At 65.0% G+C, this 25204-nt stretch carries 10 protein-coding genes; 4 read left to right on the top strand and 6 right to left on the bottom strand.

Going from position 1 to position 25204, the window contains the following annotated elements; all coding sequences use genetic code 11:
- Window positions 1-35: 35 nt before the first annotated feature.
- The 3 genes from Pan44_RS18780 to Pan44_RS18770 all read left to right on the top strand — a co-directional run bounded on the left by Pan44_RS18780 (window position 36) and on the right by Pan44_RS18770 (window position 2792).
- Complete coding sequence (locus Pan44_RS18780) at window positions 36-521, top strand: Hcp family type VI secretion system effector (RefSeq protein WP_145032144.1); 486 nt, start codon at window positions 36-38, stop codon at window positions 519-521.
- A 179-nt stretch (window positions 522-700) separates the two neighbouring features.
- Window positions 701-1483 (top strand): type VI secretion system accessory protein TagJ, encoded by a 783-nt coding sequence (locus Pan44_RS18775; RefSeq protein ID WP_145032140.1) that lies wholly within the window; start codon window positions 701-703, stop codon window positions 1481-1483.
- A 295-nt stretch (window positions 1484-1778) separates the two neighbouring features.
- Window positions 1779-2792, top strand: a complete 1014-nt coding sequence (locus tag Pan44_RS18770) for a hypothetical protein (protein WP_145032137.1) — start codon at window positions 1779-1781, stop codon at window positions 2790-2792.
- Between the two features lie 939 nt (window positions 2793-3731).
- On the opposite strand, the gene Pan44_RS18765 is transcribed toward Pan44_RS18770, so the two are convergent.
- The 4 genes from Pan44_RS18765 to Pan44_RS18750 form a co-directional block, all read right to left on the bottom strand.
- Window positions 3732-4433 (bottom strand): sigma-70 family RNA polymerase sigma factor, encoded by a 702-nt coding sequence (locus Pan44_RS18765; protein ID WP_145032134.1) that lies wholly within the window; start codon window positions 4431-4433, stop codon window positions 3732-3734.
- Complete coding sequence (locus Pan44_RS18760) at window positions 4430-4813, bottom strand: hypothetical protein (protein WP_145032131.1); 384 nt, start codon at window positions 4811-4813, stop codon at window positions 4430-4432. The genes Pan44_RS18765 and Pan44_RS18760 overlap by 4 nt, the downstream gene beginning before the upstream one ends.
- A gap of 424 nt (window positions 4814-5237) precedes the next feature.
- Window positions 5238-10586, bottom strand: coding sequence for a WD40 repeat domain-containing protein (locus Pan44_RS18755; RefSeq protein ID WP_145032128.1), 5349 nt, complete (start codon window positions 10584-10586; stop codon window positions 5238-5240).
- A 126-nt stretch (window positions 10587-10712) separates the two neighbouring features.
- Window positions 10713-13238: a serine/threonine-protein kinase gene (locus Pan44_RS18750; protein WP_197453458.1), complete on the bottom strand. Its 2526-nt coding sequence runs from the start codon at window positions 13236-13238 to the stop codon at window positions 10713-10715.
- 4666 nt (window positions 13239-17904) lie between these two features.
- Between Pan44_RS18750 and Pan44_RS28355 the strand changes: the two genes are divergently transcribed.
- Entirely contained in the window at window positions 17905-17958 is a 54-nt protein-coding gene (locus tag Pan44_RS28355) for a hypothetical protein (RefSeq protein ID WP_390620648.1), read from the top strand.
- Window positions 17959-18294: 336 nt separating this feature from the next.
- Here Pan44_RS28355 and Pan44_RS18740 read toward each other — a convergent pair whose 3' ends face one another.
- Together Pan44_RS18740 and Pan44_RS18735 are read right to left on the bottom strand one after the other, a co-directional pair.
- Entirely contained in the window at window positions 18295-19947 is a 1653-nt protein-coding gene (locus tag Pan44_RS18740; RefSeq protein ID WP_197453456.1) for a type VI secretion protein IcmF/TssM N-terminal domain-containing protein, read from the bottom strand.
- A gap of 73 nt (window positions 19948-20020) precedes the next feature.
- Window positions 20021-25057: a hypothetical protein gene (locus Pan44_RS18735; protein ID WP_231754096.1), complete on the bottom strand. Its 5037-nt coding sequence runs from the start codon at window positions 25055-25057 to the stop codon at window positions 20021-20023.
- Window positions 25058-25204 lie beyond the last annotated feature (147 nt).

The raw sequence follows: 25204 nt of genomic DNA, 5'->3' as shown, positions 1-25204 counted from the left end.
CCACCGGACAAATCCTGTTTCAAAGGATGCCAATCATGGCTGCCGACATTCTGCTGAAGATCGAAGGTGTGGAAGGCGATTCGAAGACTGATGGACACGAAGGGGAAATCGACGTGCTGAGCGCCTCGCTCGGGGCCACGAACCCCTCCTCCCGGGCTTATGGCGGCGGCGCCGGCACGGCCAAGGTGAATGTGCACGACCTGGTGATCACGAAGCGGGCCGACAAGGCCTCGCCGACGTTCTTCCTGAAGACGTGCGAAGGAACGCACTACGACTCGGCCACGCTGGTGTTCCGCAAGGCGGGCGGCGACGGCGGCCCGGTGGAGTACATGAAGTACGAGATGACGCATGTGTTCGTGTCGAGCTGGCAGCAGTCAGGCGGGGGCGATCAGTTCGCGATGGAGAACGTGTCGTTCTCGTTCGAGAAGCTGAAGGTGACGTTCACCGGCCAGGACGACACCGGCGCTGCGACCGAACCGGTCGAGACCGAATGGGACATCGCGGCCAACAAGAAGCCGTAAGGTGAAAACGCGGCAAGGCAACGGGCACAGGACGAAAGTTCCTGTGCCCGCGAGCGGCCGCCTTTTCTGGTTCTTGAGCTGTTCGGTGTTTTGCTCGTGAATGATGGGGCTCCGCCGCTGGTGGGCGAATCATTCCTGACAAGGCTGCTGCAAAAACTGGAATCCTGAGCGAGGACACCATGACCGCTGCCGAGCTGTTTCACATTGGAAAACTGTCGGAAGCTGTTGAGGCGGCCATCGCCGAAGTGAAAGACCAGCCAGGGGACCTGGCCCGGCGGACGTTGCTGTTCGCCCTGCTCTCGTTCTCCGGCGACCTGGAGCGCGCCCGGCGGCAGATCGATGTCGTCGGAAACCAGGCCGCGCTTTCAGAAGCTCCGATCTACCACTCTCTACTGGCCGCAGAAGAGCTTCGCCGGAAGGTGCTGACGGAAGGGCTCCGGCCCAAGTTCTTCGAAGAGCCGCCGGCGCGGATCGAGAAGCATCTGCAGGCGATCGGCCAGCTGGCCGCCCGGCAATTCAGCGAAGCAGAGACGCTCCTGCGTGCGGCGGAAGAAGAGCGACCCGAGTTTTCGGGCGAACTGAATGGAACGCCCTTCGATGATTTCGCGGACGCGAACGACGTCACGCGGTCGATCTTCGAGTTCCAGCAGGGACGCGATTATTACTGGATTCCGTGTGATCAGCTGGCCCACGTACAGGTCGTCATGCCGGAGCCGATCCGGCCTCGCGACCTTTACTGGGCCCCCTGCCAGGTCATTCTGAAAAGCGGCGCCACCCAGCGCGGCTTCACCCCGGTGATGTACGTCAACTCGTGGCAATCGTCCACGGACGAGCTCAAGCTGGGGCTTCAGACGACGTTTCGAGATGATGGCGGGGTCTATACGGGATTCGGGCGGAAGCAGTTTGTCGCCGGCGAGGGAGACCCGACGGTCTTTGACCTGGGCGACCTGACTTTCGCGTAAACGTGGGCAGCATTCGACGCGTGGCCGATTGAAACGATCCCGGGCATGACGGCCTGTGTTTCGAAGGCCGAACGAACTGCCTCCTGCCGCGGCGATCCAGGTGGCATCTTCTGAAGCTTGCTGCGCAAAGGGTCGGCGCGCTTCCCGAGTGCATGCTGCAGCCGGGTCCGAAAAGAATCCCGGTCTGTTCATTCTCCGGTCGAGATCCGGCCGACGGCGCGTCTGTAACAGAACTCCGCCGTTCACGCTCTGAGATAAGACATTCAATCACCCGTGGCTCCAATGGAATTCTGACATGGCTTCTTCACGAGATACTTTGCAGGCGATCCGGAATCGGATTGGAACGGCCCACGTCGGCTGGCAGGCGTTTGGCGAGGCATGCGTCGCCCCATACGACGCCGCCCTGTCGCTGCACAAGAAGGCGCTGCAGGACGCGGAGAAGCTGACCACGGCGGTCAAGGCCAACCAGCTCTGGGAAGTGTTCGGTTTCATGATGGAGGCCTTCGTCGGGCCCTGGGCGAAGAAGCTGCTGACTCCCGTGGCCGGCAAGGTGAAGACTTTCATCCAGGGACAGACCTACATCATCGACGATCTTTCGGCCGCGTGGACTTCGGAGGCGTTGTCGGGGCTGCACGAACCGGCGGGCGATGCGCTCAAGTCGATCAAGGGAACAGCGCTTGAAAAGCTGAAGGGTGAGAACAAGACGATGAAGGATGCCTTCGCGACGTCCGCCGAAGAGACGGTTGTCGCCACTTCGCGGCTGAAGGAAGGCATCCACATTCGCGGCAAGCTGCTGATGGCGATGATGGACGAACTGGTCGAACGGGCCGACAGCATTCCGGAGTCGTTTGCGAAGGCGCTGTTCACCGGCTTCACCACGAACTGTTCGTTCCTCACCGATGTGCCGGACGACACCGGCGAGGGATTCAAGAAGGACTTCCAGAAGCAGGCCGAGCTGGCGATGTGGGTCTCGTGGGCGGTGGCCCGTGATGAGGCGTACTGGCGAAGAGTGCAAGGCTGGGAGTCCGTCAAAGACAAGTTCCGGCATGAGCGGAAGGCCATGAATCCGATCTGGAGGCGGCTGATCGATCTGGGCGTCCCGGATCACGAAATCTCAGAGCATGACCGGGGAGGTGGTTACGAAATGTGGATGTATGACGGCATCGACATGGTCAAACTGATCGCCTGGGCGAAGAAGATGTCGCAGCCCAAGAACCTCTACAGCTCGCCAGCGAAGAACGTGTGCTACAGGGTCGATCCAGGCTGGCTGCAGCTGCGGCGCGACCCGAACAAATGCTACGTGCAGTAACGGGAGTGAATCGGGGACAGGTGGCGGGCCTGCGAAGGATGCGTGCACGTGGGGGGCATTTTTGTGGCTCTCTTCCCTTTGGTCCCGCTGACGAAGAGCGTGGCGATGGCGCTGTAGCGGCCGGATGCGTCTGATTGTCTGGCTGCTGGTGATGGTTTTCATTGGTCCTCCATCGTTCCGTGCGGGGTTGCGCGCAGGCGGCGGAAGATCGGGCAAGCCGGGGCGTTTGAGTCGCACGCGCAACAGGGTCTCCCTGTGGGGCGCGGGGTTTAAAGCCAGAGAGGACTTTCGGACTCCCCTGGTGAAGGCCCTTTGCAGCGGGCTGATCGGCCATGTGTGACGACCTGTGACGACCTGTGACGACCTGTGAAGGCAAACAATGGTCTGAACCCTTGGGATTTTCGACCTGTGACAGCAGTGACATGTGTGACGAGTTTTCGAGGTCGTCTGTCCCGCAGGGTGATCACTTGTCAGTCCAGAATTGCCAAAGAACGAACTCTCTCCCAGTCCGGGAGCGGTTGCGCGCGGGGCAGGGTTCTCAGGAAGGAGAACATGGCGACGGGGCCAGCGAACGGTCGAACGTGTCGCCCCTTGCGGGGCTTTGTGCCTCGGGAGGCCATTTCCACGGGCTGACGCCCGTGGCTACGACGTGCCGCCCCTGTCGGGGCTCAGGACTCGGGAGCGGTTGTCGTCGAAGCGTGTGTCGCGGTGTGCCCGTGAGACTGCGTGATCCGTTCGTCCGGACGGGGTGCACCGGGCAGCAGCATTGTTCGTTGACGGGACCAGGGGGCTGATGCCCCCGCTCGCCTGGCCGATCGCGAAGAACTCTCCGGGAGACGCGGCGAGCGAGTTCTGGCCGCTGTAGGGGCTCAGTGTTTGGGGAGGTCGGCCTTTGCCTGGAGGGGCGCGTCGGCCGCCGTGGCGGTGCCCGAATCGGGCTTAAGCGGCGCTGCCCCGGCGTTCGCTGCCGCCGAGCTTCTGGGCGAGTTGTTCCAGCGCCTTGGCGTGCATGCGGCTGGCCCAGCTCTTACTGATTCCAAGGCGGTTGGCGGCCTCCTGGAGAGTCCGATCCTCGTAGTAGACGGCCCGGAGGAGGGCGGCAGCGTCGGGCGGGAGCTGTTCGAGTGCCTCGGCCAGCTTGTTCTTCGATTCGTTGTCGGACAGGCCGCTCCAGGGGTCTTCGGCCTTCGTGTCGACGAGATCGAGCGGCCTGCCTTCTGATCCAGCGCTGACGAGGTAGACCATCGCGAGGGAGGCGGTCATCCGGCCGAGCCAGCTGGCCTCCGCAGCGAGATCGTCCTGGGCGCCGGCCGATTTCTCGGCGGCGGTCGTTTCCAGAAGGTCGTCGGCCATCGGGCCATATTTGGATTCGGGCGACCTGGCCGCGCGGAACCACATCAGTTTGTTGACGCCCTCATAGATGGCGCCGCGGATGCGGTAGAAGGCAAACGTCGAGAACTTGTTGCCCCGGCCGGGATCGAAGTCGCGCGCGGCCTGCATCAAACCGACCTGGCCGTACCCGATCAGGTCATCCATCTCGACCCATGACGGGATGCGTTTTCGCACCTGCTGCGCCAGATGCCGGACGAGCCCCTGGCATTCTTCGACGAGGCGGTCTTTCTCGGCGGAGAGTCCGGTCATGCGACCTCCGCGTTGAGGCGAGCCCAAAGCTTTTCCAGCCGTTCGCTGGTCTCGGGATTCTCGAAGAGCGTTTCGGCGACGCGGCCGGCGACGCTGGAGAGCTGCTCTTCGCTGGTCCAGAGTCCCTTGAGCTGCCGCCGGAGCATGGCGGTGACGAGTTCGATGACGACGGGCTCGAGGCCGAAGTCGGCCCCCTTAAGCTTGGTGGCCACATCGCGAAGCGGGGCCAGGTCGGCCGGATCGGTGGGGGTTTCGAACGAGTAGAGCGAGGCCGTTTGCCTGATGACGTCTTCGAGGACGCGGCGTGAGACGGAATCGCCCGGGCGAAACGCCGACGGACGGCGATTGTCGCCGGCTGGACTGTTGGACGCCGCCGCCATCTCATGCTCCATCGCTGAGACCGCATAGCCGCTTCCGCGTTCAGCAGGCGCACTGCCAGCGGTGAGAGCCCCTCACCGTGACCACGGACGCCCGTACTTCACCATGCAGGGGGCGTGGCGTCAACTGGACGGCGGGCTCGGCAATGATTGGGAGTGGCTAGGAGCAGGCCAGTGGCGTCCGGCGACGTATCGCCCCTTTCGGGGCTTGTCGTGTGACGGCCTGCGATGTTCTCCGTGGCTGACTCCCGTGGCCAAAACGTGCCGCACCTGCCGGGGCCCAGATTCTGGAGGGGCCATGACCAATGGGGGCGGCCGTCACTCAACTTTTTGTCGGGTTTGACCGCCGTCACTTCGTGTCCGGTATCAAGGCCTCTCCCTCCCGTCGCCGCTTCGAGCGTCGCGGTGGGCAGTGGCGTTGTGACGATCACTGACCGCCGCCGCCGATCCGCAGGTCGTAGATTCCCTTGAGGAAGTCGACGTTCTCGATCTGGCCGGGATAACGGTCCTCGACGAGCTGATACTGGCGTTCGATGCCCTCGGCGAGGTCTTTGACGTAGCGCGCCTGGGGCATGCTCCGCTCGAGAATCGTCGTGAGCTGGGCGTCTTCCGGTTTTTCTCCCATGCCGTGCCAGCTCGAGATCTTGATTCCGAGGTGCGGCGCCCGCGGCCAGATATCGCGCGCCTGGAGCTGCTGATCGGAATCGATCAGGTCGAGAAAGATCAGGTGTGCCCCGTAGGCCCGGCTGAGATACTCCTCGAGGATCCGGCCTGTGAGGGGCCGCGACTGAAGTCCGGTGCTGGCCGCCGTGGCGAGCGAGAAGTCGTCCGGGACGAGGGTCAGCTTTCCCTGGAAGACGACCATCACGACGGAGTGCAGGCTTCCCGGAGTGCCGGTGCGGAGGTTGTTGTGCATCTTGCCGATGAGCTCGCGGAGCCGGTTCTGAACGGCGGCGGAGGGGACGTTCATCGCATCGTGAACATGGATCCGACTGAAGGCGTCGGACGCCCAGACCTCCTGTGATGCCTGCTGAGAGGTGAGGGCTTTCGCCTTGAGCGCGCCTCGCGTCTTTGTACGGAGTTCTTCGCCATTTCCCGTCCCGAGAAGCAGCAGGTAGAGCTCCTGTTTCTGGTCGGGCACCTGGCATTGGACGACGAGCTCGTTGGTGCAGCCCAGTTCCGAGGCGACCCGGCCTTCGCTGCCGAAGATTTCGACACTGATCAGGTTGTTGTCCCGGTTGAAAACGACGTCCGTCGAGAATGTGCCGATGCCGGGCTCCTTCTCGTCGAATACGACGGGCACGGTCGGGAGCTTGAACAGATTGACCCAGATGCGGGCGGACAGAGGGCGCTTCGCCATGGCCGGGTCGTGGAGCTTGACGCGCCCTTTCAAAGGGAGATACGACTGGCTGGCCGGCTGGTCGAAATACCCGGTTCCATCGTTCCGCAGGCGGGGTTTGAGATCGCCGACGGAGACGATTTCCACCGTGGCGGCCGCGGGGACATAAGCAATCCGCAGGACGGCCTTGTCGCTGAAGCCTCCCCGGTTATGTGCCTGGAGGGAAATCTCGTTGACGCCTTCAAACAGCTCGATGAGCTGCCGCTTCACGAGTCCACCGGCCGGGACATCGGTGTCAGGAACGACAAAGGGCTCGACGACGGGCTGCTGGGGCCCACCGCGAACTTCAAACTGAACGCCGGCGGGGGCGGCGGAATCGATGCGGTATTCGATTTCGAGGCGTGGCGCAGCGACCGTGAGGGAGGCGTCGCGTGCGGCGGGACTGAGGATCGTCAGAGTCGGGGGCGCAACGGGAGGCTTGTCCATCTGGACGGCCCTGCGGGCCGGCAGCAGCGAGACGCCGTCATCATTGGCGACGGTGAGCTCAAACTGGTGTTCCCCTTCGGCCAGTCCAATGTTCCCGGCGGAAATCACCCAGCGGTCCGGCGCGGAGGCATCCTGCTCGATCCGCAGATTGGGGACTTCGATCGACTCATCGAGCATCAGCCGCGCGGAGCGCAACGGAAGGACCGAATGAACTTTCGCGACGACGTCAAGCGGCGTTCCGGCAAGTCGTTCGGGAGCGAGGAGTTCGTCGATGCGCGGAGGCCGGCGCAGTTCGAGATCGATCTGTCGGAAGGATGACTCTGTCGACCATTCGTTCGACACCCTGAGGCTGAACGACTGTCGACCGCCGGCCAGCGGGAGCCGGGCAGTGAGGACGTGTTCCGCGGGGGCGCTCCGGTCGATCTGGATCTGGCCAGGTTCGATTTTCTGGTCGTCGGCCAGGAATTCCACGGAATAGTGCTGGCTGAGGTCCCCCTGCAGTGTTGCCGTCAGGAGAACGACCTGTTCGTGATAGCCTTCAAAGAGGACTCCATCGAGATACCCGGCGATTGATTCGGGCAGCGGTTTGAGGGGAGCGACGTCGGATTGGAATCGGGCGATGGTGGGCGTTTGCGGTTGATAGGAGAGTGACACCGTGCGGTCCGCGCTCCGCCCGCCGACGGCCGAACGGACGACAACGGAGGTCGTTCCGGGGGGAATGGTCAGCAATTCGTCAAACTTGAACATCCGGCTCGCGCCCGGCTGAAAACCGGCCATCTGCCGCTGCGTTCCGCCGAACTCGAGGAGGGCAGTGGAGATGTTGTCGGTGGCTTCGATACTTCCCTGGATCCGGAACTGCGGCTGGCCCGACCGATGGACCAATTCGACCGGTTCGATCGGCTGGAGCATGCCTTCTTTTCCGCCGCCCAGGACGGCATCGATCTGGACGCGTGGCGCCTCGGGAATTGCCCGTCGCACCACGGCTGCCTGCCGCGTCATTTCGGCCGGGCGTTCCGCAGCTGACGTTCCCTGGTTCCAGACCTCCAGTTCCAGGCGGTTCTCGCCGGGAGCGATGGAAACCGGTTCCCGGATGGCGAGTTCCTCAGCGCCGGACCACGTTTTGAGAACTGTTGGTTCGGCGGTACCCGGGCGGTGGATGAGCAGCCGGGCTTCGAACGGTTCGGTCGCCGGCTGAATCGTGGCTTCGACTGCGACTTCGTTCTCACGGATCTCGGCAGCAGGACTCCAGGCCGGTTGCCAACGCAGCTTCGGAGCGGCGGGGGTGTACTGCACGCGGACCAGTTGCGTCACTTCACGCTGGCCTGTCTTCAGTTTGACGGAAATTCGGCGACGCCCCCTTTGCCAGCGCAGCTGGGAGAGATCGGCGGTCCAGTGGCCATCGGACGAGGGCTGCAAAGTCCCGACGGGAGAGTCATCCAGCGAGACCGCGAGCGACTGCACGGACTTCATGGGGACACCGGTGACCTCCGCATGGACGCGGAGGTTTCCGCTGCTGACTCGCGGGAAGCTGTCGGATTGTGTGGAGAGAACGTTGCCTTCGGCGTCTTCGAGCCAGATCGATAGACGCGGATCTTCCTTCACGGTGGCGGCCACGAGTTTCTGGGCGTCGATCAGCTGCGCGAGCAGATCGCGGCGGTAGAACGTGTCGCGGTAGTCGCCGATGGCCGCATAGCGCGCGGGGCGTTCGAGGTCGCCGGTGTTGAACTGCCAACCAAGCCAGCCGTCGACATCCTCGCCGCGTGAATCGAAGTTGCCGAGGGGATGCCAGCCGATCCATTGCCACTCGCGGCCGTTGGCCGACGGGGAGACGAAGAGCGAGAAGAGGGGTTTGACTTCATCGATCGCCTGTGCGACGGGGCAGGTGACAGTCTGCGTGGCGCCGTTGCGGCGGATCGTCATGTCGAGGGGCGTTCCGGGCTCGAGCGCGAGGGCGTATTCATAGAGTTCCTTCGCCGTTCGAACGCCGATGATTTCGCGCGAGCGGAGCACGCCGACGATCTCGTCACCAACTTTCAGCGGCAGTTCCGGAGGCGCGCTGCGGACGATGAGCTTATTGTCGCGGACGTCGACGGCGAGTCCGGCGATGCGGCCGTGCTTTCCGAGCGTGTTCCCGGCGAGATCGGTGAGCGTCCAGACGGAGACCACCCGGTCGTCGCCGGTCGAGACGAGCATCCGGCCATCAGCGGAGAACGAAACAGAATTGAGTTTTTCGGTATGCCCGACGCACCACCGCAGCGACTCGCCGGTGTCGGCCCGGAACAACTGCAACCGGGGCTGGCCGCGGAATTGCGACCCGACCGCGGCGAGAGGGACGGGGCAGAACTTCGATGCGGGAATGACGGCCTGGCAGGTCGGCGTGAAGCCGGTATCGAGCGTGATTTCGATGTTCGATGTGCCAGGACCATCGACGCGCAGCTTTCCGGTCGCGGCGGGCTTGATGGACCAGCCGGCCTCGTCCGCACGAGCGCTGGTCCAGCGCGGCGCGGCGAGTTCCAGCGTGCGATTCCTGAAATCGGCGACGATGGAGCCGGTATTCTGAGCTTCGGGCGAGAGTTTGAGCCCCCAGGCGCCGTCGGCCTGCACGAACTCGGCGTCCTGAAAAATCAGACCGGCGCTGGCGAGCACCTGGCCGCGGTTGGCCCGCCTGTTGAGGAGATCGGAGACGAGGTGGACTTCAATTTCGTCGCGGTCGCTTCCGGCGAGCGCGAGACGCGTGCCATCAGGCGACGCGGCAACGGCGACCTGGCGGATGCCGCCGGTCCAGCCGAGCGGGACTTCACCCAGGAGCTTGAGCGTGCGTCCCGCTTCAAACAGAAGCAGGCGATACTCGCCCTGGTTGCCCGGCAGGTAGTGCGTGACGACACAGGCGATGCGCGGAGGCGCGCCGCCCTGAGATGGGATGAGGGCTGCAGCGGCGGCGAGATTCTGCACCTTGCCGTTGACGCTCGGCGCCGGGGCGGCGAGGAACTGCTCCTTCTTCAGCGATTTGCCGGCGGTCGCCAGCGCGGCGCCGAGTTGCCAGGTTCCAACCGACGCATGAGCGCCCGTAAAGACCCTCGCGGACTGGTCGTCCAGTGGGAGGACGGCGAGGACATTCTGGCTGGATGCGGCGCTTGCGACCTGGCCTGTCGCGACGTCCCAGATTCGGAACTGGTCGTCACCCCAGGCGAGGGCGACCCGTGTCTGCTTGGGAGAATCGCCAAAGCTCCAGGCCGCGAGTCCCGGACGAAACCCCTGCAGGGATGGGAGCGAGGCCGCGGCGGTGGAGAACGATTTGAGTTCGGCCACCTGAGCGCCGGTCGTCACATTCCAGAGGCGAACGACGGGCTGGAAGTCGCTCGACGTGTCGGTGCGTTCTTCGGCGACGGAGACGAGCAGCGGAGTTTTTGAGGCTCCGCGGACGAATGCGACGGCCTGAACGGGGCCCCGATGGCCGCGGAGGAGTCGCGTCGAACGGTCGGCCGTGTTGAAGACATAGATCAGCCCCTGCTGGAGTTGCGCGTCGACATCGAGGATGCCGACGGGGACGATCCAGCCTGATTCCCGCTGCCCGGAGATCCCGGTGGCGTAGCCCTGTCCGCCAACCGCGAGCCATTGGCCATCGGGCGAGAGGGAGAGGGTATTCAGGCCACCGTACAAGCCGGCCCCGGTGGGGACGCGCAGGGCGGCGCGGGGGGTGAATTCGAAGCGGCCATCGGCTGCCTGGTTCCAGACGAGGACGGCTTTGTCCCAGCCGGAGGCGTAGAGGGTGTTGCCGTCGCGGCTGAAGGCGAGGCCGCTGACATAGCTTCGCGGCCCGCCGGTCTCCAGGCGGAGATGCGGTGTCTTGTCTCCGGGCGGAAGGACCGACTGCGCGCTGGCAGACCAGGGGAATGTGGCGATCAGCACCGCGGCCAAACGCAGCACGGATCGGGTTGGAAGAGCGGACATCGTTGATCACCCTGGGAACACGGCATCTGGCCGCATCAGGGAACTGTGTGGTCCTGAGGCGAATCCTCCGAGAACAATCCGTCATTCTCCTTCGGAGATTGTCTGATTGCGGCGGGGAAAGTTGCGTCAATTGCGGACAAAATTCCGGCCGGCGGAGAATTCGCGGGAGGCCGTTGCGGAGCCGGCTCCTTCCGTGGAGATGACGACCCGGAAGCCGATGTAGGAATCGAATCCGATTCCGTGCTCGGGGAGCAGGACGAGTGTTCCGATGCCGTCGAGATCTTCCTGGGATCGCAGGGCCTGGCCGCCGGAGACGTTCTTGACCCACAGCTCTTCGGGGGATTCGCCCATCATGGGGAAACCTCTCAGACGGGCCGAGTAGAGACCGTCGCGGAGCGCCTTGTCCGTTGCTCTGGGAACGTCATTCCGGTTCAGGGCCTTGAGGTCGGCTTCGGCGGACGTGAAGCTGACGAGGGTCGACGTCATTTCGGCCGGCAGCGTGCCGCTGGCGAGCCTGTCGAACTTCAGTCCATAGGGAGAGCACCCTTTGCAGGAGGAGCCTTGCGCGGGATTGAACTCGCCGAGCGAGGGGCCTTTCCCGACCCACGACTCCGCACCGAGCAGCGGATCGGTCCTCCGCATTCGCGTGATCTGCTGAATGGCGTCGGGAGTGAGTTCGCCGCGGGCTTCCAGCAGCTGCTGGAAGGCGTAGTAGCCTGCCGCGAGCTCCCATTCGGAGGTGGCGGGGAGCGACCCTGACGGGCCGGCGAGCCAGCGAGCGAACCGCTGCGCCTCGAGGACGTAGATATCGGTCACCGGGCCTTCCGGTCCGGACTCCCATTTCCTCTCGTCAGTCGATCGGCTTGCCAGCTGGTAGTCGGGCGTTGCAGCGGCGAACGCCTGGAACTGGGCTTTGGAAACGAGCCGCTCCATGACGTAGAAGGTCCGGATGCGACGGTCGTTGATTTCCGTTTCGGGAACGAGCAGCATCCGAACGGTTTCCGCGCCGACGCGCCGCTCGAGAACGGTGGAGAAGACTTCGTTTCCAATCCGGCAGAGCCGCGAATCGGAGGCTTCCCGGTAGCCCAGGCTGCGAAGGGAATCGGGAAGCCAGGCCTTTGGACGGAGGGGGTTGAGCTCGAGCCGCTGTTCGAACGGGTTGGACAGATGGGATGCGGTCGCCTTGAAGACCACTGCGAGAGGGGGCGCCGGGCCCTGGTTCGGATCGTCAATGACGATGGAGTACGTCCGCGACGATCCGGTTGCGGCCTCTTCCTTCACGACGACTCCTGCGGGGGCCTCGGGCACATCAAATTTCAGCGTCGCGTCGCGGGGCACATCGAGGACTTCGAAGGCGACGGTCAACCGTTCGCCGGCGACGAGTTCCAGCGGCTGACCGTCGAGAGGGGCGATTTCCGCTCCCTTGACGGACGACAACGTCGAAGTGGTCTCGAAGGTGAGGGAGGGCTGACCCGGACGCGTGAGTCCGAACACGGCCACTGCGAGGAGTGCGAGCGCGGCAACGATCCACGGCCAGCGCGTTCCACCGGACGACCGCTGCCGTTCAGGATTCCAGGAATCGAGCCTCTGATCGGGCGTGGGGGCGGTGTCGTCCAGTTCGCCCGGGCGAAGCGTCTGCGACAGATCGCGGGGCCGGGACGAGGCGGCCGCCGGGGCCGGCTCCATCGCTCTCAGGAACTGGTCGCGCACCTCGGACATGGTCGCGGGACGCTTCGCCGCTTCCTTTTCGAGGCACTGCATGACGACCGCTTCCGCGGCCGCGGGGTATTTGCGGTCGGGGGCGACTTCCGAGAACGGGGCCGGGAGCTGATGGGCGATTGCATTCAGGCATTCCGCCAGCGCCATGTGCGAATTGTCGCACTGCTGAAAGGGAACGCGGCCGGTCATCATCTGGTAGAGGATGACGCCGAAGGCGTAGATATCGGAGGCGACCGTGGCGACGGGGGAGGTTCGCAGAAGTTCGGGCGCCATGTACTCCACGGTGCCCGCTCCATCCTGCGTGCGGTTGCGCTGGGTTCCCTTGGCATCGAGCTTGGCGGCGATTCCGAAATCGAGCAGGACGAACCGGGCCGGATGGGACGACGACCCGGTGCGGTTCCGGCTGGTTTTCAGGATGATATTGCGGGGCTTCAGGTCGCGGTGAATCAACTGGTCGGAATGGGCGTGGGACAGCGCGTCGCCAACCTCGGCCACCAGCTTCCGCAACTGCTCGTTCGTGAGCCGGTGTCCCTGCTCCTTGAACAGTTTTTCGAGGTCGTCGCCCTGCAGGAACTCCATCACCAGGTACGCGAGACCGTGATCGTTGCCGTAGTCGCTGACCTGGACGATGTTGTCGTGCCGGACCTCGGCGGCGAGCTTCGCCTCTTTCATGAACTCCCGATAGGAGAGCCCGACTTTGACAGCGACAGAGCTGTTGAACTTCTTGTCGATACCGCGGTAGACGACCCCGAAGCCGCCACGGTCGATGAACTGGTCGAGGAGGTAACGTCCGTCGAGCTCGCGGCCGACCAGTCCTTCAAGGTCATCAGCATTCAGCTCGCCGGTGGTCATGAGATCGGCGTCAAATTCTGGAGTTGAGGACCAGGAGGCCGCGGTCGAGGCTGCAGACGGCCACGGGCGAGAGCGGATCATTCGTCCACCCTCGGTCGATGATACAGGGCTCACCTTCTGATTCAAAAGCCGCTTTGCGTCACCGCCGCTGTCGCTTTCCCAGCGGGTGAGGCGTGCGGGGGATCGCCCTCTGGAGCAGGCGGGCGATGCGACGAGCTGCTGATGAGGCGGCTGGAACATGTCGTTCCAGGCGTACGGACGTGTGAAGTGTTACACGAGCGAAGTAGCGGCTTATTCGAGGCTCACAGCTCGCGGTCCCATTTCTCGATCACGAGCGGGGTCTGCAGCCGCCGGGCGTCTCGATCGAGCGAATCCGACGACGTGAACGAAATCCGCAGGTCGTCGAGATCGCCATCTCCCACGTCGAACTCGTAGGTGATCTGCCGCTCGGTTTCGAAGAGCCTGCTCCGCCAGGGAAGCGCCATGGGGAGAAAGACCTTTTCCACCATGGATTCACGTCCCAGTTCCACGCGCACGCCGGCGACGTCGCCCGTCGCGGCCTGGCGGTCAGCCTGAAGTCGAACCAGCACCTTGCCCGGCTGACGTTCCGCCACGGCGACCAGGGCTTTCTCGGGCCAACCCGGGAGGCTCAGCTGCTGGGGACCACCGATCAGCTTGGAGAAGGGGACCTGCTGATCGGGGGGAGTCCGCGTCATTTTCCAGATCGCCTGGATCTCGGGCTGGGCGTCGGCCTCCCAGGCTTTCAGTTCGACCTGCCAGGCCGGAATCGATCGGTCGGGAGAGAGCTTCCACGAGCGGGAGGTGTTCTGACGCGCGGCGCGGGAGACGATGTCGAGCCGGATTTCGGCAGGACGGTCGATCGCGCCCAGAAGGTCGTCCCGGTCCATGCCGAGTTCCAGTGTGGCGACCTTTCGGGCGCCGTCGTAGTCGGCCCGCAGGTAGCCGAAGCGCGTCGGTTCGGTTGGAGCGAAGGTTTCCGAGTTCGCAGCCCTGCGGAACAGGAGCAGCGGAGGGCGGCGCGGACGAAGCTGGCTGGAGACGAAATCGAGATCAAACTGGAGCTGTTCGCCGCCGTAGAGGGTGACCGTGGAACTCGCCAGCCCGGGGAACCGCACTTCGTATGATCGCGGAGGGCGATTCACGATGGGGCTCCCCAGATCGGCGAACTGTTCTTCGCGCGGCTCGACGCTGCGGGCGAGGGAGTACTGCCGGGGCTTCATCACGGTTCCGATGGTCCGCGCGAGATCACCGCCGGTCGGCGCGGAGTAGAACTGCCCCTGGGTTTTCGTGGCGAGGTCAGTCAGCAGGTCGAGTTCGAGCTTCTGTTCGACGCCAAATGCCACAACGTGCAGGGAGAGTTCCGGATGATTCTGGAGCAGGTCCTGCAGGGCCTTGAATCGAGGGCCTTCGCGTTTCTCGTCGTTGTAGGCCCCGTCGGTGATGGCCACGACCACGCCGCCGCGTTGACGCTCGAGGAGAGTTCTTGACGCAAAGCTGATCGCGCCCAGAAGCGGGGTCTGTCCATAGGGCTGAAGCGTCCCGATCTGCTGGATCATCTGCTGGTAACGGTCGTCCACCAGGCGCGAGGGGGAGGTGAGCAGCTCGAAATCATTGCGCCAGTCGTCGCTGACGGCGGCTGGAATCGCGGACTTCCAGTCGGGGTTCGTTTCGGTTTTCAGGTAGTCGCCCCCCTTCGTACGGGCGCGATGTCCGTAGGCCATGAGGCCGACGACATACGGGTCGCGCTGCTCACCGACGGTCGGGCTGTCGCGGAGCACCCGCAGCGCATCGCTCAGCGCCTTGCGGGCCGCCTGGAACCTCGTTTCCCCCTGCTTGTTCTTCGGATCCATCGGATCCGCCATGCTGAGCGAGCAATCGAGAATGAAAATGGTGTCGCGCCGATCCGCTCCGAAGACGACGACCTGCCCCGTGGGAGCGTGCGGCAGGTACTCGAAATCGAGCGAGTCGGGCGGACAGGGATTGATCCGCAGGAGCTGTTCTTCGTGATCCCAGAATCGTCCACGGAAATAGAGCCTGGGACGCATGGCCACATCGCCGCAGGGGCCCGAGGGAATCGCCTGCTGCTTGCGGATGGTCCAGTCGGTCGTGGCGGGGGATTGTTCGACGCCCAGTCGTGTGGGGGGAACGGCGTCGAGGCCCGTGGCGGGATCGGAGATGAGCCAGACTGCTGCCACGCCGGGAGGGACCTTGTCGTTGCGCTCGACGGTGACGGAGGTCGGGCGCTGGCTCGTGAGGGTCAGGTCGACTTTCTCTGATGGCAGCGCGAGCTCGAGCTTTCCGAGCCGACGGTTTTCCAGGCGCTGGGCGGCCTCCGCGCGGGCCGTTGCCAGCGCCGGTACGGCCAGGGATTCCGACAGGCGACCGGCCGCCTGCAGGCATTGGCCCGAGGCCAGTGCAAACCAGGGTTCGCGGTTCTTTTCGCCATCAGTGCCCCAGAAGTCGTCGGCATAACGTCCTGCCTGTTCGAGGCAGGTTGCCGCGAGGTCGAATCGCTGGAGGCTTCGCAGAGGGTCGCGTTCTCCGGTCAAAAGAACGGCATCGTCGCCGTGGAACGTTCGTTCCGCACGAACGGCCGCGAGGAGGATGCCTTCGGCCTCCTTCAAGCTTGCGGCGTTTGCCAGGCTGGGCTGGGCCCGTTCGACACGCTGGCGATACTCCTGGCGGACCGACTGCCCGAGGTTGACCAGCAGGTTGATCTGCTTGGCCGGATCAACGACGGCGTTTTTCCAGTCGACCCAGTGCTCGTGCATTGAGGCATCTGCGAGACCCAGTGAGACGGTCTGCAGGGCCCAGAGTGACCGCCAGCAGCCATCGACGCCGGTCCAGTCATCCCCGTTCCAGGGGGTGGGTTCTCCGACGGGGACCTTCTGCGAATTGACGTGCAGGGTCCGGTCGCTCTGTTCGAGATCGGTGAACAGCGATCGGCGGAGGTCTGCGGGGAGGCCGTTCCACTGGAGGGCGTTTCGTAACCGGAGCCAGTGGAAATACTGTGGCTGCCCGGCGCCGGTGCTTGTACCGCCCGGGAGGTCGGTCACGGTCGCCCCGATGAGGCCTTTCGCGTGGCGAAGAAGGCGCGCCTGGAGACCATCGAGGCCGCGATCGGGATCCGTCAGCTGCTGCCGGAGTGTCTGAAGCTCGGATTTCCAACCCTGGTCGCTGGCGAAATCGGAGTTGGCCGCGAGTTCGCGGTCAAGCAGGCGGCCCAGTTGGCGCGTCTGTTCGAACAGGAGGAGGAGGTCGGTCTCGGTCTGCTGCAGGCTGGCGTCGTCCGAAGAATCAGGAAGGCGTCGCTGGTCGGACAGAGACGGGGGGCGGAACCGCGACTCATCAATGCCCTGGGCGTAATCGTTCATCAGGCGGGCGCGGCGGGACTCTGTCGATTTCGATGCCAGGCTTTCGACGGGCATGCGCTCCGCCGCCCAGGCGGCGAGCGCGGGAAGCTCCGAGAGGAGCCGGGAGTGGAGAGCGTGGGCGGTTGAAAGCTCGCGCACAATTTCTGAATGGGCGTCGAGACGCTCGCTGGCGGAGCCGCGCAGCAGCCGGGCACGGTCGAGGTCGGCGGCATTCCCAACGAACAGCAGGTCTTCCGCAATGCGGCGGTCGCGATCGGCGGCGGGCAGAAGTCCGCCCGTCCACAGGCCGGCGCGATAGGTTTGCCAGGCGGCCTGTTCCGCGCTGGCCCTCAGCGCGACGGCCGCGGCGCGGGCGTCTCCTGACACCGGTTGCGGCGCCTGGGATTTCAGGGCCGCTTCGAGCTGCACTTCCGGAAGCGGCGGATCGGTGACCGAGGGGGCGAACGTTCCGCGGCGAGAGAGACCGGCGGCGAGGAACGGAGGCAGCCCTGCGGCGGGGTTCCTTGACGCTGCGGCCGTCAGGTCACGCAGCGCCGATTCGGCTTCATCGAGATGGGGAGTCATGCCTTCCAGCTGCCCGGCGAGTCGCCATTGCTCGGCGCGGCGGAGGTGCTCATGGAACTTCTGCCACTCCAGCGGGGTGTTCTGCGCCGGAGTCCGCGGGGCCCATTGGTCGCGCGCATCCCACAGAGCCTCGAGACGCTTCAGCAGGGCGCCGTCCACCTGACGGGCCACGTCGTCGCCGGTCGGGGTCGGGCGGCCATGAACTTCAAACAGCACGGTTTTCTTCAGTGAATCGGCCTGCTTTGAGAACAGGAGCAGGGGGTGCTGCCCTCGCGTGTCGCGATTCTGAAGCACCCAGTGATTGACATGCTTCAGGAGGAAGGCGTGGACTTCTTCGAGGCTGACGCGGTAGTCGCGCGGCTCACCCGCCGCGCCATCGGCATCGCCCTTCAGCGCGCGGACTAGGAACTGTGCAAAGACGGACCGGGCAAACGCGGGACTCGACCAGCTGAGCTCGCCCGGGGCCGCGGACGTGATGACCGCGAGGTTGGGGATCGCGGCGGCCTCTTCAGTGAGCTGGAGGCTTCCGGAACCATCCGGGACGCCGACGGTCGGTCTGATGAACAGTCCCCAGCGTTCGTCGACCGGTCCGCGGGCGATGTCGATCGCGACGATTTTTTTCCGTTCCGCCGGCGTGGCCGCGAGATACTTCCACAAGTGTTCAATGGGGATCGTCCCGTCTGCGTCGTCCGGACCGGAATCCATCGTGTACAGGACGACCCCCGAGCCCGTCCGCCCGGCCATGGCCGAGACATAGATGAACAGCGGCCCCTGCTTCGAGGAGGAGGCTGCGTCGGCGGAGGAAGAGGGAGAGAGCTGCTCGGGGAGGCTGGCGGCATTGAGGTCGGCCCGAAACGCTTCACGATCCTGCTGTGAGAAGGGGGAGGGGGGCAGGGCGGCGTTGTTGTAAGGCGCGGGGGCCAGGACGGCGAACTGCGTCTCTGAGCAGCCGGGGACGAAGACGAGAAAGATGAACGTTGCAATTGCGGCGATGGCGATGGCAGTGGAGATCAGGCCACCGACGGCACGAATCCAGCGCCCCCGGACGGGCCAGGCGGCCGATGCCGCCGGCGTGCCTGGGCGTCGCCAGGATTGTGCGTTGCCGCGGCCAGGAGTCGGCTCCGATCCGCGCCACGATGGACCTGCACCAGACGCCATGTCGATCGATTCTCCGTGAGCTATCCGCGCATCGCCGATGCGGCATGCTGCCAGATCCGCCAGCCGAGGTAAGCATCGCCGGCCAGCACGGCCAGCGTGACGACCAGCAGGCAGAAGGTGACTGCGGCCGCACGTCGGTTCCTTGAACGCCATTCTTGCGACCAGGCGACGTCGTTCTGTTCACTCATCAGACGCTGCATGACGCCATGCACAAACCCCTGCCGGGCCGCCTCGTCGCCCGTCGCCGCAAAGTAATATCCGCTGAGCCGAACCGGCTGGGAGAGCCGCAATTCGCCCATGACGGTTCTGAGTTCGCGTGACAGCCGGGCGCGGCGTTCGGTGAGTGTGCAGAGGAATTGATACAGCTGACGGTTTGTGGGATTGGCCAACTGTTTGGCGAACTCGGCATAGACCCAGTCACGAAACCAGGTGATGCCGCGGTCGACCACCCAGTCGGTCGACTTGTCATCGACGCGAAGGCCGGCCGGGAAACGGGAGCCGGCCCGGGAGTCTTTGAACCGGGAATCGAGTTCGCGTCCGCGTTCGATGAACTGCGTCAGACCGGTGAGGTCTTCCAGGCCGGCATGCAGGCAGACAACCGGGAACTGCTGGTGCAATTGCAGGTGGAGTGTCTGGACGTCTTCGGCGGCGGAGGCGAAAAGCGGCTCGTGCGACTGACTCTGAGTCCAGCGGATGGGAAGGACATAGAGCAGGCCGTTGACCGGGCAGTACGGGCTGCGGTCGGCCGTGAGGCGCGAACAGAAGTGGCTGACCCGGCGGCGCGCGAGGCGCAGTTCTTCCTGGCTGAGCTTTTCCAGGGGGACGGGCCGGACTGCGGTGGATGCAACGGCCGAGGCAACTTCGCCGGGCCGGATCGTTTCGCCGAATCGCGCGGCCCGGGGGGGCGACATCGTGGCTCCGGCCGCGGCCTGCTGGATGGCACCGGGCGCGAGAGTTTTGTCGCCGGTCTGGAGTTGTTCGGGGCGGCGCGTCTGCTGGGCGGCGGCCTGGATGGCGCCGGGACGAAGCGTCGCCTGCGGGCCATAGTCGGAGGTCGTCGATCCCGTCTGGACGGCCCGACTGATCGCGGGCTTGCTCAACTGGCGGGACATGGCGCCCACATCGTCGAGGCAGATGAAGACGGCTTCGTCGCAGGCGTAGAAGGACAGGGCCGCGGCGGCGGGGTCGTCGGACGGAGTGACCTTCCACTGCATCCGCGTGCTTTCGAAGAGGCTCTTGCGCTGCTGGGGCGTGGTTCCGGCGACGAGGAACACGGGGAGCCAGTGAAGGTCGAAGCCTTCACGGGCCAGGGCGTCGAGGCCTGCTTCCCAGGCGCGATCGATGTCTTCGAATTCGGAGACATCCTTCGCGAGCAGCAACTGGATCGCGGCGATCAGCAACCGGACGAAGAGATAAAACAAGAGGAACTGGATCGCGACGTAGAACCGCTGTACGAACCAGTTGGAGATCGGGACGCGTGACTCGGGGACGAGTCGCGGGCTGTAGATCGCGAGGACGACGGTGACCGCGATGATGATCGCGTAGTGAATGCCGCGATAGAGCGCGGGCGAGACGCGTCCGCCGCGCGGGATAATGCCGAAAATCAGGCCCAGCCAGCGGAGCATCCCCCGCACGACGTTGTGAGCGGCGTTCAGCGTTCGCGAAAAGCTCATCAACCGCATCAGCGACATGCCCGACCGCCTCCCACCCGAGCCAAATGATCGTCCCTCACGCTCACTCCCCTGTCTATTTCGCCTGCGACAATGGAACCGCCGCCGTGGTCGTCTGGCCGGCTTTCACGTCGACTTTCGCTTCGCCTTTTTCTTTCCGCCCGATGACCGCGTAGTTGACGTTGACCGAGATCTGGTACTGCCCGGGAGAGAGATCGCTGAAGGTGATGCTCTCGCCGGAAACCTGTTCAAGCCGCGCGTCAGGCCCGGTGATCTGGACGGTTGCCTTTCCGCCGCGGGAGATCTGCAGGTTGACGACCAGTTTGCCTTTTGTCGCCTTCACCGGGACCACAACCACCGGCTTTTTGAACGTGACGTTGAAGTCCCTGGCCGTCACGATGCCGGCCGAATTCGTTGCCTGGACCAGCAGCCGCCGGGTCTCTTCGTCCTTCTCGAGCTTCGGCAGCCGGGATTTCGGAACGACGACTGGCCAGGCGACCGTCGGGTTATCGAAGCCAATGAGCGCGCGGTTTTCGTAGATTTCCTCCGGCTGCAGGATCTTGTCGGCGTTGGCGTCAAATCCGTAGGCCAGCTTTTCGATTCCAGATTCGAGATCGGTCGATTCGATGCGGAATGGCAGATCGAGCGTAATCAGGCGGGCATCGGTGGTCAGGCCTTTGACGGCGAGGTCGGGCGGCTGATCGTCGTCGACGGCGAACCGGAGCGCCGCCGAGGCGACGGGAGTCTGAGGATCGTCCGCCTGCGTGAGCTGCGCGTTGAGGCGGAACCGCCCGGCCAGACCGCGGATTTCCGAGGCCGGCTCGATCGTTTCGTAGTCGTTGGCGGCGGTGGTGACCTTCCACACGCCTCGTTGAACGCCGTTCAGATAGACGTGCCGGTTGAGCGAGGAAAACAGTCGCCAGGAATGCTGCAGGGGAGTCGCTTCGACTCCATCATCCGTTTCCCGCACGACCTTGTAGGAGAGCGTCCAGTCGCCGTTTCCTTCCGTTCGATCGAGCGTCGCCGCGTCGACTTCGAAGAGCAGGTGGAGCGGTTCCTGGCCTCGTCGGACGATGGGGGCCAGCCGGGGCGGCGCCTTCGGTTCCGTCGCCAGGAGCAGGCGCGGATTTACCTGCGGAGGTTGCCCGCCGATGAGCGGGAGCGTTCCTGACGCATCGAGCCGCCAGCGGTAGGCGTGGGGGATCCCGGCGACGTCAAGGACGATGTCCCACGTGTTCTGGCGGGCCCTGTCACGCCACTCGGGAGGCAGCTTGAACGAGAGGGTCATCGTCTGTCCCGCTCCCAGCGGCCCGCCGAGCGTGAAGTCGGTGACGATATTCTGCAGCGACGCAGGGAGCCGCATCTCGACGGGAATCTTGTCCGGAATCAGCAGGTCGTCCTTCGCTGCGGGGGCGCGTTCGATGACCGCCACGAATCGATCGTCCCGCAGCTCCGGCTGCGGAGTGTTGACGAATTTCGTCGCCGACCAGAACGTCGGCCGAATCACAAACTCGATCGGTTGCTGCCCTTCGGGGGTGATCTCGAAGACCCAACCGAGCGCCAGGTTGGCGAGTGGACCTGGAAGGGCCTCTGCATTCTTGGCCTCGCCCGCGGCGGCCGGAGGAGGGGGCGGAGGGAGATCAGTGACGATCGTCGTCCGCTCCTGACCCGCTTCGAGCTTGAGCTCGATGTTCTCCGCAATCGGTGCGCGCCCCGACTCGCCGACCTGGAAGATCGTCAGCCTTGCAGACGGAGTATTCTCTTTGACGGGGCGAATGAGTTCGGCTTTGAAGGCAATTTCCCCGTTAGGCGGCAGGAAGACTTTCAACCCCTTCGGGTTCGTCGTCGGCGAGGCCTGCAGCGGCACGCCTGTCTTTGGTTCCACGAGTTCCACGCGCCAGGCATTGGGATCGAACGGCGGGCTCAGTGGAACCTGGCGGAAGTCGACGGGGAACCCCTCGTCATCCGCCAGAACGACAAGCAGGTCCTGGGCGACATCGACCTCCGCATCGAGCAGCAGGTCGACGACCCATTTGCCATCGGCGGCAGCGGGCCGCGCAACGGCCTGGGCAGCGAGGTTCTGACCGGGAGCGTCGCGCAGGCGAATGCGGTTGCCGGTGAGGTACAGCCGCGTCGGCAGGTTGCCTCGAGCGGCTGCCGAGATCTCGAGCGTGCCTTCACGGGCCGGATTGAACTTCGGCGGCGGAATCTCGTTGAGCGTCGGAGCCACCGGGGGCGTGCCGGGAAGCGTCGCGCCGGCCAGTTCCCACATCGCGGTTGGCGGCGTTTGTGCGCCGGTCCCGGCAAAGCGGGTATTCCAGCGGCGCTGGTTCCAGTCGGACGCGAACAGAGTGAGCCAGGCATTGAGCTGCCGCGATTCCTCGGCGAGCAGCCGCTGATCCGGATCGGTTTCCGGGATGACCGTCGGATCGAGCGTGGCGGCGATGAGGGCCCATTTTGAGGCTGGCTGATCAGTTCTGACGGCGCCTGCGCGATCCTGCAGCTTCCGCCAGGTGAGGCGCACCGACCGTCCCAGCTCGGCCCGGCGGCGGATGGATGCCAGCTGCTCGGCATCTCCCTTCGTTCCCGCAGCCTTGCCCGACAACTCGGCCAGGCGATCCCAGTCTTTCCAGAGCTGGGACGTGTCCTCGGGATCCTGTGAGAGCAGGCTCATGGCGGCGATGGCCCAGAAGCCCTGCCAGACGCCGTCCCTGTCAACATCGCGACTGGCGAGGCCGTCGCCCTGCGGAGTCAGCTTTGTCAGGGCTTCCAGCGGCTTGCGGTCGGAACTGGACAGCCAGGCGTATCCGAGCAGGCGGCGGGCGTCCTGCTTGACCTGCGGCGTGGGCTTGTCCGCCGTTCCCAGCCGCGGAATGGCCCGGGAGAGTTCCTCCTGGAAGTCGCGGCGGTGCAGGGCAATCTCGGACAGGAGATAACCGAACGAACCATCGGAGGTCGTGGCGGGTCGATTGCCAGACGGAAACAGCGCCTGTTTCAGTCGTTGGACATCGACGAAAAGCGTGAGGAGCTTGCGTTCGAGATCGGTCCAGCGGGACGGGCGGTCGGGCCACGGACTGACCACCGAGGAAACGTCCCATTGCCTGTTCCGCTCGGAATCGGCCCATATGCTGGCCACGGTTCTGAGGCTTTCCACGGAGAGGTCGCGTCGCGGGTCGTCGCCCGCCCTCGATGCGACCCAGGCCGCGTAGTCGGGAAGCTCGATCAGGAGGTCGTTCCAGTCGGCGAGCGTCTGGACGTACTGCCGTCCCATCGATTCACAGCGGGTCAGTGTCGATTCGGCCTGGTCGAGCCATTGCGTCGTTTCAGGACGCTCGCTGCCGACGATCAGCATCCAGCGCTCGGCAGCCGTCAGAGCATGGAGCACCGAGGCGATGTCGTCCTGTATGAGTGGCAGGGCGGTGGTGCGCTCGACGGCCAGTCGCCGGGCGCGATCCCGGAGGGTGAAGAGCCGTGAGAGCGAATTCCCGGCCGCCAGCCGCGCTTCTGCGTTGTCCATCTGGACCGCGTTCCGGACGAGCATCGCCTCCACCGTCGGCGGCAGGCCGCCGATCTCATCCAGTTTCGAGACGATCTTTCGCAACTCCGGCCACGCCCGACTTCCCGGGTCGGCGAGCAGCTGCTGACGAAGCCAGGTCTGGATCGTCCACGCGTCCGGAACCTGATCGGCCGGGAGCACGGGAGGGGGGGCGACGCCAGGCATCGGCGGGGGGGCCGTGACGAGACTCTGCAGGTATTTCGCGGCCGCGGCCAGCGCTTCGCGCGAAGGCGGCGCGTTGGAGGGACTGAATCCGAGAGCCCGACGCGCGGCGTCCAGGTCGGCCGCCGAGGTGGCGCTTCCCGCGAGGAGCGACTTTTCGAGGAGATCGGCTCGTTGAACCACATCGGGGGCGAGGTCGGCCTGGCCTCCCTGGATCAAAGATTCGGCCAGTTCGAGCTGCGCATCGAGCGCGCGCCACGCAAACGGCATCCGGGAGCGGAGGACCGAGATCCGACCGCTCTCCTGAAGGGCATCCCGTGCGGCGCGCATTTCGGCGAGCCGCGCCTGCCAGTCAAACGGCCTGGGCTTGGGGGGAGTGGGAGGGGGAGCTTTCCCCGGCTCCGTGTCGCCGTCGGCTGCGGGCTTTGTCGTGGCGACAGTCGCCTCGGGAGGCTTTGCGGGGCTGGCCTGATCTTTGGAAGGGGCCGGACGGGCAGGCCGGGGGGGATTCACGACGGCCAACGGGTAGTCGGTCGTGTCTTTTATTAACTGGACCGTTTGCGGCGCGCCGAACTGTGTGGAGACCTGGGCCGCCACGCGGGTGCGGGCAAACGCCGCAAGTTCGTGCAGCGTCACCCGGCGATCCTGCGCGCCCTTCGCAGTGGGTGAGCCGCCATCGACGGCCCCGTCGGCTTCACCAGAGAGGCCTGCGACCAGCGCCGTCACGAACGCGGACTGCATGTCGGCCGGCCAGCTGGCCTGGCCGGGTGAGGCCGCCAGCAGGATGGCCACCGGCGTCTGCGTGGACGACGTCGATGAGTTCGCGGCGGACTGCGCCTGCGCGACGACGTCGTTCGTGAGGATTCCGGACCGCCAGTTGCTTTGCAGCCGCGAAACATCGAGAGCGAGAAGGACATGCCGGGCGACACTCCTCTGCAGCCGCTCGACCAGATCGTCGAGCGGGACCATGGCGCCGCCGGTGGAACTGGGGCTATCGGGCGTCGCATCAATCGCGAACAGCTCGATGCCGCCCGAGGGCTGCACCAGTGCGTGGAGCGTGCAGAACACGATCAGGTTGCGGCCTGCGACCGCGGGTGACTGTGCTTCCTGTTCGAGAAAACTGAGCAGCTGGGCGCCGCTGAGTGCATTGTCTTCCTGCCGGACAGGCAGGAACTGATCGGGGAACTGTTCGGCGAGGCTGTCGAACGCCTGGGCATCCCGCTTTCCGAACGGGTTGACCGGCATGTTGCCGGTCGGCGTGGCACGACCGCCATAGGAGCCGATGCCGAAGGCGACAATTTGTGTTTGAGGGACGCGATCGGCGATGGGTGCAAGCAGGAGGCCGATGACGGCGACAACGGCCACGATGCCGACCACCAGCAGGCGGACGCGCATGGTTTTCGACAGGCCGGATTTCGATTCGCCGGAGCCACCTCGCCACTCACGTGCATAGGCCGACTGCGCTGGAGGCTGGGCTCGCCAATCGCGCGAAGGTGGCTTTCCGGCGTTCATGAACGAATGCTTCCGGCGATGTGTGCGGAT

It is taken from the genome of Caulifigura coniformis (genome assembly GCF_007745175.1).
GTDB lineage: Bacteria > Planctomycetota > Planctomycetia > Planctomycetales > Planctomycetaceae > Caulifigura > Caulifigura coniformis.
The sequence above is the reverse complement of the archived record's forward strand: the minus strand, read 5'-3'. Positions and strand labels throughout refer to the sequence as shown.